Here is a 13,836-nt window from a genome sequence, read left to right on the forward strand (position 1 = left end):
AAGTAGCTCATGCTGCTTGCGGCAGGTTTTGTCGCACTATCGCTCACGGCTTGCGGCGGCTCCGCCACTGTCCCCAAGCTCACCTTCCCCCAAGCCGTCTCGCTCGTCTGTATCGATGGCAATGCCGCCTTCGACATCATGAAGACGGACGGCATGTTCACCGGCGGCGCGCTCAACACGTTCGATACCCAGGTTTCGCCGGACTTCAACAAGGTGTGCGCGGCTAGCACGACCGTGACGACCGCCAATCTCCTGAATTTGACGAGCGCCATGGCGCCGGCCATCAAGGCGATCGTGAATTCATCGAGCGCATCGCAGCAGTTCAAGAGCGATGCGAATACGGCTGTCGATGTGTTTTTGCTGGCATTCAATGTGGCAGTTCCGCTTGTGCCGGATGCTACGGCTAACGCTGCATCGCCGGCATCGGCTGCCTCGGCACGTGTCGCTGCATCGAGCGCACAATGATCGACTTCGCGGCTCTGGCGTTCGCCTGTCGTCGCGCAGACGCGGCCCACATCGAGAAGGACTCCGATTGTCAGGCAGCGTTTGAAGCGTCGGCGACGTAGGGGAGGCCAGTATGCGGACAGCGACCACCAAGCGCGCCTCTCCGTCGATCTGCGCGGCCAAACGTGGCTGTCGATCAGCGGTACCCGGGCGAGTGATCTGGCGGTTGGAGATGTCCTGCGTGATGTGATGCTGGAGCCCGTCGCAATCAATGGCAACCACGTCACGCGCGGTGCAGCCGAAGGTATGGATCGCGTGTTCAGATGGGCGGCAGCGACGGCTCCGAAGGGGGCCGTTTTCCAGATCATTGTGCACAGCCTCGGCACGGTCTCGGCAACGCTCGCGCCCTGTTATCTGCCCGCAGACCAGATCGGCACCATAACCTCGCTGGCCACACCGAAGTTCATCGGCCAGTATTTCTTTGTGACGCACGCGCCCGCATTTGAGCGGCTGACGCCCATTGTGCTGGGCGAGGATCGATGGACCAGCTGGCCGTGGTTCGATCCAGAATGGCAATATCGAGCGCCGGTCGAAACGCTCTGGCTCCAAGATGATCAGGGCGCGTACCAGATCCTCAATGACGGCAACCGATGGCATGGCGGCTGGGATTATGCCGACCACGGCATCGGCCGCTATCAGGGTCGGCTCGACAAGATCGCGCAAGCCGCACCAGCAGCTGCATAGCAAGACCTCCGGCGACGCTCGTTCAGGTCGCCGCCCCCTCTCTAACCAGTCGCTCCGACTGCGCGTCTATCGACATTCAAGTTAGACGCTCGCGCTTCGTCAACACGAGAAAAGCCCGCAAATATAGATCCATTCACTGAAACGCCACCTCAGCAAAGCTGCGCAATTTACGACTATGCAGCTTGTGCAATCCATTAGTGCGCAAGATCTCCATCGCCTTCACGCCGATCTGCAGATGCTGATCGACCTGAGCGCGATAAAACGAATCGGCCATGCCGGGCAGCTTCAATTCGCCGTGCAGCGGTTTATCGGAGACGCACAACAACGTGCCGTACGGCACGCGAAAGCGAAATCCATTCGCCGCGATCGTCGCACTTTCCATGTCGAGCGCAATCGCACGGCTCTGCGAAAGACGCAGCACGGGCTCGCGGTGATCGCGCAATTCCCAGTTGCGGTTGTCGACGCTCGCCACGGTCCCCGTGCGCATCACGCGCTTCAGTTCAGGGCCGTCGAGCTGCGTGACCTGAGCCACCGCGCGCTCCAGCGCCACCTGCACTTCCGCGAGCGCGGGAATCGGCACCCACAGCGGCAGATCCGCATCGAGCACATGATCCTCGCGCACGTAGCCGTGCGCGAGCACGTAGTCGCCAAGCCGCTGCGTGTTGCGCAGCCCCGCGCAGTGGCCGAGCATGATCCAGGCGTGCGGACGCAGCACCGCGATGTGATCGGTGATCGTCTTCGCGTTCGACGGCCCCACGCCGATGTTGATCATCGTGATGCCGCTGCCATCCGCGCGCTTGAGGTGATACGCCGGCATCTGCGGCAGGCGCACGGGCGGCATGCCCTCGTGTTCCTGTTCGCCGAGATTGGCGTTGTAGGTCACCACGTCGCCGGGCTCCACGAACGACGTGTATTCGCTGCGATAGCTGCACAGATCGGCGTCGTCGGTGCGCGCCATCATCGCGCGCCCGAGCTTCACGAATTCGTCGATGTAAAACTGGTAATTCGTGTAGAGCACGTAATTCTGGCAATGCGTGGGCGACGTCGCCGTGTAGTGCTTCAGCCGATGCAGCGAAAAATCCACGCGCGGCGCCGTGAAAAGCGCAAGCGGATGCGGCTCGCCCGGTCCCGGTTCGAATGTGCCGTTGACGATGCGGTCGTCGAGCTGCGCGAGGTCGGGTGTATCGAACACGTCGCGCATGGCCACGAGGTGCTCGCGATCGAGTTCACCTTCGAGGTGGATGCCCTCGGCGAACGCAAAGTGAATGGGAATCGGCTGATCCGACACGCCCACGTCGATCGACACCCGATGGTTCTTCGTGAGCAACCGCAGTTGTTCGCGATAGTAGTCGCCGAACAGGTCCGGCCGCGTGATCGTCGTTTCGAAGATGCCCGGGCCCGCCACGAAACCGTACGAACGGCGCGAATCGACATGGGTGTTCACTTCGGTGCGAACGCGCACGAACGGATAGCAGGCGCGCACGCGGCGCTCCAGCACCTCGCCGCGGCGGTAGCGCGCGAACGCGTCGCGCAGGAACGACGTGTTCGCCTCGTAGATCGTCGAGAGCCGCGCCACCGCATCGGCAGCGTCCTCGTAAGACCCCGTCGGGAAATCGTATGCGGGCAACATGAGCGGCCGCAGATTGGTATCGTTGTTCATCGTCATTCGCCTCCAATCGGTCGAACCACCTTACCACGGAACCCGGGCATTCTTGCTGTGCCCCTCGCGGCAACGTCAAGCTGGCCGGCGCGGTACGGCGTCGGTCACCCCCGGGGTCGACCCCGCGGCCGACGCCGGAGTCGCCGTGGGTCACGGCGGCGGGATTTGCTAGAATTGAGCTATCAAACCGGAGAAACACCGATCATCATGAAGTCGCTCCTTCTCATCGCTGCTGCGACGACACTCGCGTTCAGCGGGTTCGCCACGGCCGCGCCCGCCGACGACGCGAAAACCGCCGTCGAGGCCCAGTCCGCCAACGAGCGGGCGGGTCTGCCGGATCTCGCCAAGATCAACCGGCCGGCTGCCGAGGTCACCTCGAAGGTCGACGTCAACGTTCCGCGCCGGCCGAGCTTCCACGAAGTGAGCCCGACCGGAACCGAAATCACCGAATATCGCGACAAGGGCAAGCCCGTCGAAATCAACGTGCACTCGAACTTCGGCACGCGCTACACGATGAGCGCGCCCGCCGACACGTCGCCGCAGGTGCGCCCGAACGGCACGCCCAGCACGCGGCTGCCGTCGATCAACCTGCGCTACTGATCCGCAACGCCGTCTGCGCGCGCCCAGCGCAGGCAGACGGCGCGCGTTTAGCCGCGCTGCGGATTCGCTGCGCACTCGAGCTGTGATGTCTGGCCGCGAGTTCGTGCCACGAATTTGAGCCTCAAGCGCACGGTGCGTGCTGGATGCCATGCAGCGTCGGCAGACCGGCCCGATTTCTGCAGAACGCCCGATAAAACGCCGGCCGCACCCGCGTACGCCGGCCGCCCGACCACGCAACCAACACACTTTTCGCATGGCCGTCTTCACCGCTGTCACCGAAACCCAGCTTGCCCAATGGCTGCTCGACTACGATCTCGGCGACGTGGTCGACTTCCGCGGCATCCAGTCCGGCATCGAAAACAGTAATTTCTTCCTGACGACGACGCGCGGCGAGTACGTCCTGACGATCTTCGAAAAGCTGTCCGCGGACCAGTTGCCGTTCTACCTCGACCTGATGCGCCACCTGGCGTCGCACCGCGTCCCGGTGCCCGACCCCATGCCGCGCGCCGACGGCGCCCTCTTCGGCCCGCTGCATGGCAAGCCCGCGGCAATCGTGACGAAGCTGGACGGCGCGCCCGAACTCGCGCCGGGTGTGGAGCATTGCGTCGAAGTGGGCCAGATGCTCGCGCGCATGCACCTCGCCGGGCGCGATTTCAAAGGCGATCAGCCGAATCTGCGCAGCCTGGAATGGTGGGAAGAGACCGTGCCGACGGTGCTGCCGTTCCTCGACGAAGCGCAGCGCGACCTGCTCACGAGCGAGCTTGCGCACAGCCAAGCGTTCTTCGCCTCGGCAGACTATGCGCAGATGCCGGGCGGCCCGTGCCACTGCGATCTTTTCCGCGACAACGTGCTGTTCGCGCACGCGCATCCGGCGCCGGGCCACGAAGTGCGACTCGGCGGCTTCTTCGATTTCTATTTTGCGGGCTGCGACAAGTGGCTGTTCGACGTGGCTGTCACGGTGAACGACTGGTGCGTGGATCTCGCGACGGGCCGGCTGGATCGCGCGCGCGCCGAGGCGCTGCTGCGCGCCTACCAGACGGTGCGCCCGTTCACGCCCGCCGAAATCCGCCACTGGAGCGATATGCTGCGCGCAGGTGCGTACCGCTTCTGGGTGTCGCGCCTGTATGATTTCTACCTGCCGCGCTCGGCGGAGCTGCTCAAGCCGCACGATCCCGGCCACTTCGAACGCATCCTGCGCGAGCGCCGCGCGAACGATGCCTCCGACGCCCTTCACGCAGAACAAGGCTCATGCAACTGATCGAAGTTCCCGCGAAAACGGGCTACGTCTGGTTCCGCCAGGGTATCTGGCTGTTCCGCCGCAACCCGCTCGCGTTCCTCACGCTGTTTTTCACGTATCTGCTGGGGATGACGCTCATCTCCGCCATCCCGGTGGTGGGCGGCGTGCTGCCGCTCGTCCTCGTGCCGGGCGTGGCGGTCGGCTTCATGGCGGCCTGCCGCGACACGATTGCGGGCAAGCCGTTCTTTCCGACGATTCTCGTCGACGGCTTCCGCGCCTACGGCACGACGGTGACGAAGCGCCTCTTCGCGCTCGGCGGCGTCTATGTGGTGGCGATGCTGCTCGTGCTCGCGGCGTCGGCGCTCGTGGACGGCGGCACGCTGCTGCAGTTGATGACCATCGGCGGTTCGACGGGCACCGATTCGTTCGAGAACAGCGGTGCGCCGCTCGCACTGCTCGCGTCACTGGTGATCTACGTGCCGGTGGCGATGATGTTCTGGTTCGCGCCCGTGCTGACAGCATGGCACGACGTGCCGCCCGTCAAAGCGATGTTCTTCAGCGTGGTGAGCTGCTGGCGCAACAAGGGCGCTTTCGTCGTGTACGGGGCGTTGTGGATGGCGGTGTCGATTGGCATTTCGGTGGGGCTTTCGCTGCTGCTGAGCGCACTCGGCGCGAGCGAATACGGTGTGGCCCTGCTGATGCCCGCGCTCATTGTCCTGTTGACGATGATGTATTGCTCGTTTTACGCGACCTATCGCGGCTGCTTCGGCGTACAGGAAACGGAAAACCCGGAAAACGCGTGAAAAAAAACCACATAGCCTTGCGTCTATGTGGTTTCAGCAAATCTGTTGTGGTGCTTCGCTCGCCGCGGTCCGCACGCTCGAAATCACGCGGCTACGCTTACCAGCCACGCATTGAGCGCCACACGTCACGCGCGGGACGCCGCCTCCAGTTTGCGGCGCTTGAAATACAACCTTCCGTGCACGAACAGGAATACGCCGACGTTGGTCAACATCGCCAGAACCCAGACTACACAAACCACCAATATTTGATTAAAAGACAAATCAAACGCTTTTGTCAGCTGCCCGAACGTCAATGGAACAAGCATCAAAATAAAGGCAATAATTGTATACCGGTTAATCATCTTGCAATTTCCATTAAAGTTCGACGCAAGCACTTTCAATAACGCGCGTAACAACGCGCGCCGATATTACGGCAGTATCGCGCGACCCGCAAAATGGATCTGCAGACGGCGCCGGGCATGGCGTGAACCGATATGGGGAACCACTCGACAGCCCGGCCCCTTCTGATCGGCCCCGTACTGGCACAACGGCCACAATGGCCACAACGGCCCCCACGGCCACGACGTTTTCCGCGTGTGAGCGATGTCAGGCGTCTCATTCTAGTCGCAAAAATACCGTTAGCGGATTGCCCGCCATACATTACGTGTTGCGACGAATTGCGGCATGTATCAGCGGACCGGCACAAGCTGGCAGCCGATCACGCCGTACAGCGGGCGGCGCCGCGCGCCGTCCGCATTTCCGCAGGCTATCTGCGAAACCATGCCGCAACCGGAATCAGCCGGTTGCGGCGCCTGTCGCTGCTATCGTGTGTGGTACACGCTGGAATCAGCGCTGCCCCATCCAGGCCGGATGACGCACCGTCTTCTCGCGATCGATTTCGCGCAAGCGGAACTCGAGATCGTAGATATCGATTGCTTCAGCAAGGTAGGCCTCTTCGCGCGCCTTTTGCATGGCGTCGGCAGAGTTCGTGAGGAAGAGGAAAAGACGGCTCAGCATATACATGATTCAGCCCCGTTTCGAAAAGATATTCGCTGACATTGGATGAAGTGATTATAGGGTAAACCCTAATCGCCTTCACCGGCTGTAACCGAATGTCGCATCGAGTCGGGTAGCGCCTAACCCGCACCCCTGGCCAGCTGGCCGCCAAAGGCGTCGTTGGCCGCATCGCGGCGATGATCTTTGAAGAAGCTCCAGATCATCGCGCTGGCGTCCGGGCCCGTTGCCGAATGGAAGGGCACGGTGTCGTCGCCGCCGCTCCACGCATGATCGAGATTCGCCACACGGCACAGGCGCACGACGCTCGCGCCACGGCGCGCGTAGTCCTGCACGATGTGCCCCTCGCTCGCCGCTTCGTGCGAGGCGACGCCGGGTCTGACGCCGCGCGCGTCGGCCAGGCCGTTGAGCCGGAGGAACTGCACCGTGAGCTGCTCGGCGTTGATCGGTGCGACAACGCCATCGTCCTCACCCTGCACGACGATCGCCGGCATGCCCGGGTGCGCCTCGTCGCCGAGCTGACGCTCCAGCAGCTCCACCGGATCCTGATAGAGCCCGCGCCGCATGACATCGAGCGCGCCGACGCCCGAACGCGCCTCGCCGAATGCCGGCCCCGAATGCAGCGCAACCGCCGCGAACCGCTCGGGTGCGCGCACCGCCAGCAGCGCGGCGAGCCCTGCGCCCGCCGAGAGGCCCGCGAGATAGACGCGCGAGCCGTCGAAGCTGTGTTCGTCGACGAGTGCATCGACAAGCGAAACAACCGCCGCCGCCTCCCCGCCGCCCGCCTCGTCGCGTGCGTCATACCAGTGCCAGCACTGGTGCGGGTGGACGAGTGCGGACTGCTCCGGGTAGACCACCGCGAAACCGTGCAGGTCGGCAAGCAGGTTCATGCGCGTGCCCTCGGCGAACGCCTCCATCGACTGCCTGCAGCCGTGCAGCATGACGACGAGCGGCAGTCCCGCCGCGGCATGGCCCGCCGGCAGATAGAGGCCGTACGGCAGCGCGCGCGACGCGCGCAGCGGCGTCGCCGCAACGGTGTGTTCGGCGCGGCGCCATTCGCCCGCAGCCCAGGCGGCTGCACGCGGGCCCACGCGCGACTGGCGCACAGGCCGCACCACGTACTCACGTGCCGGGTAAGCTGACGCGGCAGCCTCACTGGCTGCCTGGCTGACGGCCTCGCTCACTGCGTCGGCCACGGCGGTTTGCGCTGCATGCCGCGGCGCCTTGGCATGCAGCGCGTGCCGGCGCGCCCCGCGCGCAGCCTCAACGGCAATCCGGCTCTGGATGGCAAGCAAACGTCGCAGGCCACCGGCTAAAAGTTTCGACAGATCTTTCGTCATCATCGGCCTCCCTTGAAGGGGTCTGATGCAATCAGATAGGGTTTGATGCTGGGTCTGATGCTATGTGGCAGTTCGCCACACTGCGTTATTGTGCATCGCACAATAGCACTAAACCGCCGACGCTGCAGAGCGGCTGGAGAAAACCAGGCGCCGGGATCGTGCAGCGCACCGACAGGCCGTACGGATAAGGGTTCGGCCGTGTCCGTCATGCGCCGCTATACTGAAGATCTATGCAATGTGCGTGTCTGCCCGCCGGGCCGCCCGCGCGTTAACCGGGTATCACGCCTTTTTCAATGCACCGTCGCTGCGCCAAGTCATGCCGGATTTACCCCTTCACCTGTGGTATGCGATCACGAACCTCGGCGGCGCGGGCCTCACGCTGCCGCTCGCGGTCGCGATCGCGCTCTGGCTCGCCGCAGGCTATTCCTGGCGCATGGCTGCAAGCTGGCTGCTGCTGATCGGCGCGTCCGTCGGTCTCGTCATGGTCACCAAGATCGCCTTTCTCGGCTGGGGCGTGGGCGTACGCGATCTCGATTTCACGGGCGTCAGCGGGCACGCCATGCTGTCCACGGCCGTCTATCCGGTGGCGTTTTTCCTCATGCTGCAAGGCGCGCGCGCGCCGCTGCGGGTCGCGGGCGTGCTGATTGGCCTTGCAGTGGGCGTTGCGGTGGGATTCTCGCGCGTCGTGCTGGACGCACATTCGCCGTCCGAGGCCGTCACCGGTTGTCTGGTCGGCGCAGTGACAGCGCTCACGTTCGTTCGCTACTGGTGGGCTGCGCAGTCGGGACGTCTGTCTGCGGCGGCCGTCGCGCTGAGTCTTGTCGCACTGACGTTCGCGCTGCACGACGTGCGCGTGCCGACACACCGCTGGGTCACGAATCTCGCGCTGACCGTCTCGGGTCATGAGCGGCCCTATGTACGTGCCCGCTGGAAAGCCAACCGCGCGCCGCGCGCGCCCGCTTCGCCGGTCTCACAGACCCGCAACACGCTCTCGCTGCCCACGCATCGCAACGCCGCCTGAGGGTAGCATTCAGGGCAACCCTCAGGGCAGCACTCAGCCGCTCACTCCCAGAATTACGCTCGACGCCTTGAAGACGGCACGCGCCTGTGCGCCGGGGACAAGGCCGAGCGCATCGACACTTGCATCCGTGACGATGGCGGCGATCACCGTGCCGCCCGGCAGATCGAGCGTCACCTCGGCATTCACCGCACCGCGCCGCACCTGGCCGATCGTACCGGCCAGCTGATTGCGTGCCGAAAGCCGCATCGCCGCCACTTCCTCGCCCGCCAGCAGCACGACCGACGACGCCTTTACCAGTGCGACGGCCGCCACGCCTTCGGCGAGCCCGAGCGTCTGCGTGCTTTCGCACGTCACGACCGCCACCACCTTCTGGCCGCCCGGCAGCACGATCGACACCTCGTCGTTCACCGCGCCGCGCACAATCGTCGTCACGGTGCCGTAAAGCTGATTGCGCGCGCTCGTGCGCAGGCCAAGACGCCCGAGCAGTGCCAGGTCGCTGTCGAACGTCTGCGCGGAATCCGCGCCGCCGAGCACGCTGGCCGCAGCCGCGGCCCGTTCGATGAAACGGCGATGCTCGCGCTCGATCGCGCGCCAGGTGTCGATCAGGCGCAACGCGCGCGGCGTGAGCGTCGTCCCGCCGCCGCCCTTGCCGCCCGTCGCGCGCTCGACGAGCGGTTCGCCCGCAAGATTGTTCATGGCGTCGATGGCGTCCCAGGCGCCCTTGTAGCTCATCCCGACCGCCTTCGCGGCCCCCGTGATCGAACCGGTTGCGCCGATTGCAGCGAGGAGCGCGATGCGCGACGCACCCCCGAGCATCTGCTGTCCGGACTGTAGCCAGAGCGAGCCGCCGACACCCAGTTCGGGCGCGGCACCGGAAGTGAATTCGGAAGAAGCATTCATGGCGGCGTCGCCGGGCGAAGGTGAAATCGGGGGACCGTGCGTTCGATGATCGGGACAGCGGGCGCGGCCAGGTCAGCCGCCCTGGACTTTCGGTTTGCGCAGTTCGCGCAGCAGCCGCTCGCCTTCCTTCGCGGAGCAGCGCTTGACCGCTTCGCACCAGCCGCGTGCAAAGCCGAGCGGATACGGCTCGACATCCATCGCTTCAAGAAAGCGCAGGGCGACCGCCGCGTCGTTGCCGTCACCGAGCACGGTCTGCAGCCGCGCCAGCGTGCGCGTCGTCTCCGTGCGCGTGCGGCGTGACGTGATCGGCGCGAAAAACTCGAGCGCGTAGCGCAGATATTTCGCGTTGATGCGCGCGCGATGGCGGCTCGCTTCGTCAATCGCCGTGAGCTTCTGCATTCCGGCGAGGCGGGCGTAATAGCGGCGCACCTGTTTTGCCGCATGTTTATGCAGCGAGCGGGCATGTGCTTCGCCTTCGCCCTGGCGCTGCGCGAACGCCGCGAGCCATTGCAGCCACACGAGCGTGAGGTGCGCGTAACGCGGCGAAGCCAGCGCCGCGCGCGCACGCGCTCGTGCAGCGAGGCGCATCGCGTCGGCCTGCGCGCGCAAGGCGTCCCAGCGCGCGGCCTCGGTATCGGCAGCCGCCAGCGCGGGCAACGTCGAGTCGACGAATACGTCGCGATCGCGCGCGTCGCCCAGCATGCCCCCCAGCCACTTCAGATCGGGCATGATGCGCGTGGCCCATGCGTCGTCCTGCCAGCCCGAAAATATCCGCAGCGCCGTGCGCAACCGCCGTTGCGAAACGCGCATCTGATGGATGAACTCGGTCTTCGCCGAATCGCGCACGCCCGCGTCGTTGCCGAGCCACTGGTTCGTGATGTTGCGTGCAATCGCCACAAGCGCGCCCAGCGCCGTGTCCACACCGCCCAGATCGACCGGCTCGGCATGAACCGCATCGCCGTCGCCGACGAGACAGCCCGCGGCAACACGGTCGAGCGCATCGCTTATCCGGACGAAGGCCGGCAAGCTTGCGGGCGCCGCATCGACGAGGTCGTGCGCACAGGCGAACAATGCGTCGACGGCCGGCGCGGCGTCGGCCTCTTCGGGCCACGGCGCACGCACGCGAAGCTCGTGCAGACATTGGGTTTCGTCGGGCGGCCGGTTCGGATCGTGAAGGCCCGCATCGAGCACCAGTTCGACCGCGATGCCGTCACGCGGCCACTGCCAGCGGCAACGCTCGCCGCACAGCGCCGCCGCCGGCACGGGCTCGCCCGCTGCGGCGAGCGCGTGCCGAAACGCCTCCGGTGCGGCGTCGAGCGATGCAACCGCGAAACCGTTCGCATCGAGCGGCGCCTCGAAGACGAGTGTGCGTGCGGTAATGCCCGGCGTTGCAATCAGGCAGTTCGACACGACGACCCGATTGCCGTCGCCGCGCGTCTCGACGGCGACGCGCCAGCCTGCGCGAGCCAATGCTGCGTCGCGATCGAACGTGACTGCCGTCACGCATTCCCTTTCGGCCGATAGCGCGACAAGCTGCGGCAGCGCAGCAGCCAATTCCCTCGCGAGCACCGCTGCGGTTCGGTCACCGGGATGCCGGGTGTCGACTGACTCGTTGCAAGCTGCTGGATAAACGATATCCAGCACAATCTCGAGAACGCGAACCATGGACGCTCCAGGGACGGAAAAGCGGGCAAATCAAGGTGCCAAAACAAGGTACAAAACAGGGTACAAAAAAACATCGAAACGGCGTGGAGCCGCGCTATTGTCCCCAAAATTATACGGCGCACCGGCAAAACGACGTACGCCGGCTTGCGTCGCGCGCGTACTCATTCATCCGCCCCCGCTCATCTTGACTATTATCAATTGAGCCAGACGGCGACGATGAAAGAATGTTTAGACCATATTCCCGATCATTCGGACATTTCTAAGGAGTGGCGAGTGTTTCCTGAATTCAGAGATTTGATATCGCGCCTCAAAAACGAGGATGAGCATTTCGCACGGGCTTTCGAGCGCCACAACGAACTGGATCAGCAGATCAAGAACATGGAAGCGGGTCTCGTGCCTGCCGACGGCTTGACGATCGAGCACCTGAAAAAAGAAAAGCTCCAGCTCAAGGATTCGATCTACCAGATCCTGCGCAAAACCTCGAACGACTGAGACACGTCGTGTCGCGCGCGCATCGACCTGCGTGCGCGACGCCGTCGCGTCAGCGAAGAATCGGCGGCAGCGACTGAGGCTGAGTCGACTGCGTCTGCTGCATCGGCTGTATCGACTGCGGCATGGCCGCGGGCTGCGCCGTGGCCGCGGCAGCGGCAGGCGCCTGCACCATCAGCTTGGGACGCGGCGCCGGATGCGCCACAGCGGGCTTCGTGCGCACGTGTTTCGCCACGCTGGCGGTGGAAGCGTGTGCATGCGCGGAATGAGCCGGATTCGCGAGCGCGGCCTGCCGGGTCGAGTGTGCCGCGACGGCGTGACTTCGATGAGCGCGTTGTGCGGACGCATGCACCGCGCTGGCGTGAGATCCGCCGTGCCGTGCCGTCGTCGCTGGCTGGGCGTGTCGCGCCAAAGCATGCGCCTTAACCGCCGCGCGATGACCCGCCTTGCCGCCATGACCGCGATCGCCGTGCGCGACAGCCTGCGCACCGCTGCGCCGCGCATGCCCCGTGTGCGCGGCGTGCGCCTGCGCGCCGTGCTTCTCCGCGTGCAACGAAACGTGGCGCGCCTCCGGCGGATTCCACACCTCTTTGACCTGACCGGCGGCGACCGCCGCCGTCGATACCCACATTGCCGCAACCAACACTGCTACTGCCCGCATGCCGCACCTCCCGAACACTCGTCGCGTTTACTGCTGAATGACTGCTGAATACCGGGCGGCGATTATACCCAACCATAACTTGCAATAATCCATATATGGACTAACATTTACAAATGGTTCATATTAGGACTCAATCATGACGCACGCGTATGCCGCCTCGTCGGCCGCGCCCGCCCGACGACCACGCGCCGAACCCACGTTCACGGAAATGTCCGCCGCCGGTCTGCGCGCCTTCTTCAAGATCGCGCACGACTGGGATCTGAGCGCCGACGAGCAGATCGTGCTGCTCGGCTCACCAGGCCGCTCGACGTTCTTCAAATGGAAGCAGGCACCGGAAAGCGCACGCCTCGGCCGCGACACGCTCGAGCGTCTGTCGCTGCTGCTCGGCATCTACAAGGCGCTGCAGATCCTGCTGCCGCAACCCGCCGCCGCCGACGCCTGGGTCAAGCGGCCCAACAGCGCGCCGCCGTTCGGCGGCCGGCGCGCGCTCGACCGCATGCTGGCCGGCAATATCAGCGATCTCGTGGCCGTGCGTCAGTACCTCGATGCGATGCGAGGCGGCTGGGCGTGACGCAATCGACCTGGCAGGACCGCTGGCGCAGCACGCCGCTCGCGTGGACGCCCGCGTACCGTGTGATTCCCACACGTTTTCCCGCCGTGAACCTGTTCGACCGCGTGGCCTCGTCCGAGGATTTCGACGCGCTCTACGCGCTCGAAGCGCTGACCAACGACCGTCTGCGCACCGAAACCGGCGAACTCGATCTCGTGCCGCGCGAAGAGCGCCGCTTCGGGCCCGGTTATGGCCCGATCATGGCGGCGTTCACGCATCTGAATCCGCAGGGCAGCCGCTTTTCGGACGGCACGTATGGCGTGTTCTATTGCGCGCGCTCGCGCGCAACAGCCATCGCGGAGACGCGCTATCACTCGGCGCGCTTTCTCGCCGCAACCAGCGAGCGGCCGCTGCGCCAGCAGATGCGCCTCTACACCGTCGCAGCCGAGGGCGACATCGTCGATCTGCGCGGCGAGCCCGCACCCGATCCCGCCGTCCTCTCGCCGACCGACTATGCGGCAGGCCAGGCGCTCGGCCGCGCCGTGCGCGAGGCCGGAGCGCCCGGCATCGCGTACCCGTCGGTGCGCGATGCGGGCGGCGAATGTCTCGCCGCGCTGCGCACGTCGCTCGTGCACGCGTGCCATCACGCGGCGTATCTGGAATACAACTGGAACGGGCACACCATCGACATGGTGTTCGAATTGAACCGCATCGTTTGAAGCCTGAAGC

The 13,836-nt window shown here is 65.0% G+C and carries 16 protein-coding genes; 10 read left to right on the forward strand and 6 right to left on the reverse strand.

All coding sequences use genetic code 11. From position 1 onward, the window contains the following. Positions 1-9 precede the first annotated feature (9 nt). Both Q0L30_RS22770 and Q0L30_RS22775 read left to right on the forward strand, forming a co-directional pair. On the forward strand, positions 10-465 hold the full coding sequence (locus tag Q0L30_RS22770; protein WP_296661917.1) for a hypothetical protein: 456 nt from the start codon (positions 10-12) through the stop codon (positions 463-465). A gap of 228 nt (positions 466-693) precedes the next feature. Further along, complete coding sequence (locus Q0L30_RS22775) at positions 694-1,188, forward strand: hypothetical protein (RefSeq protein ID WP_296661918.1); 495 nt, start codon at positions 694-696, stop codon at positions 1,186-1,188. A 133-nt stretch (positions 1,189-1,321) separates the two neighbouring features. Here Q0L30_RS22775 and Q0L30_RS22780 read toward each other — a convergent pair whose 3' ends face one another. Then, positions 1,322-2,848 (reverse strand): AMP nucleosidase, encoded by a 1,527-nt coding sequence (locus tag Q0L30_RS22780; protein WP_296661919.1) that lies wholly within the window; start codon positions 2,846-2,848, stop codon positions 1,322-1,324. 207 nt (positions 2,849-3,055) lie between these two features. On the opposite strand from Q0L30_RS22780, the gene Q0L30_RS22785 reads away from it, so the two are divergent. The 4 genes from Q0L30_RS22785 (at position 3,056) to Q0L30_RS22800 (ending at position 5,871) form a co-directional block, all read left to right on the forward strand. Further along, complete coding sequence (locus tag Q0L30_RS22785; RefSeq protein WP_296661920.1) at positions 3,056-3,448, forward strand: hypothetical protein; 393 nt, start codon at positions 3,056-3,058, stop codon at positions 3,446-3,448. A 253-nt stretch (positions 3,449-3,701) separates the two neighbouring features. Beyond that, on the forward strand, positions 3,702-4,706 hold the full coding sequence (locus Q0L30_RS22790) for a homoserine kinase (protein ID WP_296661921.1): 1,005 nt from the start codon (positions 3,702-3,704) through the stop codon (positions 4,704-4,706). Continuing rightward, positions 4,697-5,488 (forward strand): BPSS1780 family membrane protein, encoded by a 792-nt coding sequence (locus Q0L30_RS22795; protein ID WP_296661922.1) that lies wholly within the window; start codon positions 4,697-4,699, stop codon positions 5,486-5,488. Before Q0L30_RS22790 ends, Q0L30_RS22795 begins: the two co-directional genes overlap by 10 nt. Beyond that, positions 5,485-5,871, forward strand: a complete 387-nt coding sequence (locus Q0L30_RS22800) for a hypothetical protein (protein ID WP_296661923.1) — start codon at positions 5,485-5,487, stop codon at positions 5,869-5,871. Before Q0L30_RS22795 ends, Q0L30_RS22800 begins: the two co-directional genes overlap by 4 nt. Before the next feature lie 442 nt (positions 5,872-6,313). On the opposite strand, the gene Q0L30_RS22805 is transcribed toward Q0L30_RS22800, so the two are convergent. Then, complete coding sequence (locus Q0L30_RS22805; protein ID WP_296661924.1) at positions 6,314-6,490, reverse strand: DUF3563 family protein; 177 nt, start codon at positions 6,488-6,490, stop codon at positions 6,314-6,316. Positions 6,491-6,603: 113 nt separating this feature from the next. Next, the gene (locus Q0L30_RS22810) at positions 6,604-7,821 is read right to left on the reverse strand and encodes a PHB depolymerase family esterase (protein ID WP_296661964.1); all 1,218 of its coding nucleotides are present in this window, start codon (positions 7,819-7,821) and stop codon (positions 6,604-6,606) included. A 316-nt stretch (positions 7,822-8,137) separates the two neighbouring features. Here Q0L30_RS22810 and Q0L30_RS22815 point away from each other — a divergent pair, with 316 nt between their 5' ends. Then, positions 8,138-8,842, forward strand: coding sequence for a phosphatase PAP2 family protein (locus Q0L30_RS22815; protein ID WP_296661925.1), 705 nt, complete (start codon positions 8,138-8,140; stop codon positions 8,840-8,842). Positions 8,843-8,875: 33 nt separating this feature from the next. Here the strand turns inward: Q0L30_RS22815 and Q0L30_RS22820 are convergent, their stop codons facing one another. Beyond that, positions 8,876-9,742 (reverse strand): TOBE domain-containing protein, encoded by an 867-nt coding sequence (locus Q0L30_RS22820; RefSeq protein ID WP_296661926.1) that lies wholly within the window; start codon positions 9,740-9,742, stop codon positions 8,876-8,878. A 72-nt stretch (positions 9,743-9,814) separates the two neighbouring features. Beyond that, positions 9,815-11,407 (reverse strand): CHAD domain-containing protein, encoded by a 1,593-nt coding sequence (locus tag Q0L30_RS22825; RefSeq protein ID WP_296661927.1) that lies wholly within the window; start codon positions 11,405-11,407, stop codon positions 9,815-9,817. A gap of 273 nt (positions 11,408-11,680) precedes the next feature. Between Q0L30_RS22825 and Q0L30_RS22830 the strand changes: the two genes are divergently transcribed. Then, positions 11,681-11,899, forward strand: a complete 219-nt coding sequence (locus tag Q0L30_RS22830; RefSeq protein ID WP_293037965.1) for a YdcH family protein — start codon at positions 11,681-11,683, stop codon at positions 11,897-11,899. Between the two features lie 49 nt (positions 11,900-11,948). Here Q0L30_RS22830 and Q0L30_RS22835 read toward each other — a convergent pair whose 3' ends face one another. Then, entirely contained in the window at positions 11,949-12,557 is a 609-nt protein-coding gene (locus Q0L30_RS22835; RefSeq protein ID WP_296661928.1) for a hypothetical protein, read from the reverse strand. Positions 12,558-12,693: 136 nt separating this feature from the next. On the opposite strand from Q0L30_RS22835, the gene Q0L30_RS22840 reads away from it, so the two are divergent. Beyond that, positions 12,694-13,128, forward strand: coding sequence for an antitoxin Xre/MbcA/ParS toxin-binding domain-containing protein (locus Q0L30_RS22840; RefSeq protein ID WP_367277856.1), 435 nt, complete (start codon positions 12,694-12,696; stop codon positions 13,126-13,128). After that, on the forward strand, positions 13,125-13,826 hold the full coding sequence (locus tag Q0L30_RS22845) for an RES family NAD+ phosphorylase (RefSeq protein WP_296661929.1): 702 nt from the start codon (positions 13,125-13,127) through the stop codon (positions 13,824-13,826). Before Q0L30_RS22840 ends, Q0L30_RS22845 begins: the two co-directional genes overlap by 4 nt. Positions 13,827-13,836: the final 10 nt, after the last annotated feature.

Source organism: Paraburkholderia sp. (assembly GCF_024281035.1).
GTDB lineage: Bacteria > Pseudomonadota > Gammaproteobacteria > Burkholderiales > Burkholderiaceae > Paraburkholderia.

What these genes read in the sequence shown, in the direction of transcription:
- Q0L30_RS22780 (WP_296661919.1), bottom strand. Translation starts at nt 2,848, where the DNA reads ATGAACAACGATACCAATCTGCGGCCGCTCATGTTGCCCGCATACGAT.
- Q0L30_RS22775 (WP_296661918.1), top strand. Translation starts at nt 694, where the DNA reads ATGCTGGAGCCCGTCGCAATCAATGGCAACCACGTCACGCGCGGTGCA.
- Q0L30_RS22835 (WP_296661928.1), bottom strand. Translation starts at nt 12,557, where the DNA reads ATGCGGGCAGTAGCAGTGTTGGTTGCGGCAATGTGGGTATCGACGGCG.
- Q0L30_RS22770 (WP_296661917.1), top strand. Translation starts at nt 10, where the DNA reads ATGCTGCTTGCGGCAGGTTTTGTCGCACTATCGCTCACGGCTTGCGGC.
- Q0L30_RS22785 (WP_296661920.1), top strand. Translation starts at nt 3,056, where the DNA reads ATGAAGTCGCTCCTTCTCATCGCTGCTGCGACGACACTCGCGTTCAGC.
- Q0L30_RS22805 (WP_296661924.1), bottom strand. Translation starts at nt 6,490, where the DNA reads ATGTATATGCTGAGCCGTCTTTTCCTCTTCCTCACGAACTCTGCCGAC.
- Q0L30_RS22795 (WP_296661922.1), top strand. Translation starts at nt 4,697, where the DNA reads ATGCAACTGATCGAAGTTCCCGCGAAAACGGGCTACGTCTGGTTCCGC.
- Q0L30_RS22840 (WP_367277856.1), top strand. Translation starts at nt 12,694, where the DNA reads ATGACGCACGCGTATGCCGCCTCGTCGGCCGCGCCCGCCCGACGACCA.
- Q0L30_RS22815 (WP_296661925.1), top strand. Translation starts at nt 8,138, where the DNA reads ATGCCGGATTTACCCCTTCACCTGTGGTATGCGATCACGAACCTCGGC.
- Q0L30_RS22825 (WP_296661927.1), bottom strand. Translation starts at nt 11,407, where the DNA reads ATGGTTCGCGTTCTCGAGATTGTGCTGGATATCGTTTATCCAGCAGCT.
- Q0L30_RS22810 (WP_296661964.1), bottom strand. Translation starts at nt 7,821, where the DNA reads ATGACGAAAGATCTGTCGAAACTTTTAGCCGGTGGCCTGCGACGTTTG.
- Q0L30_RS22790 (WP_296661921.1), top strand. Translation starts at nt 3,702, where the DNA reads ATGGCCGTCTTCACCGCTGTCACCGAAACCCAGCTTGCCCAATGGCTG.
- Q0L30_RS22820 (WP_296661926.1), bottom strand. Translation starts at nt 9,742, where the DNA reads ATGAATGCTTCTTCCGAATTCACTTCCGGTGCCGCGCCCGAACTGGGT.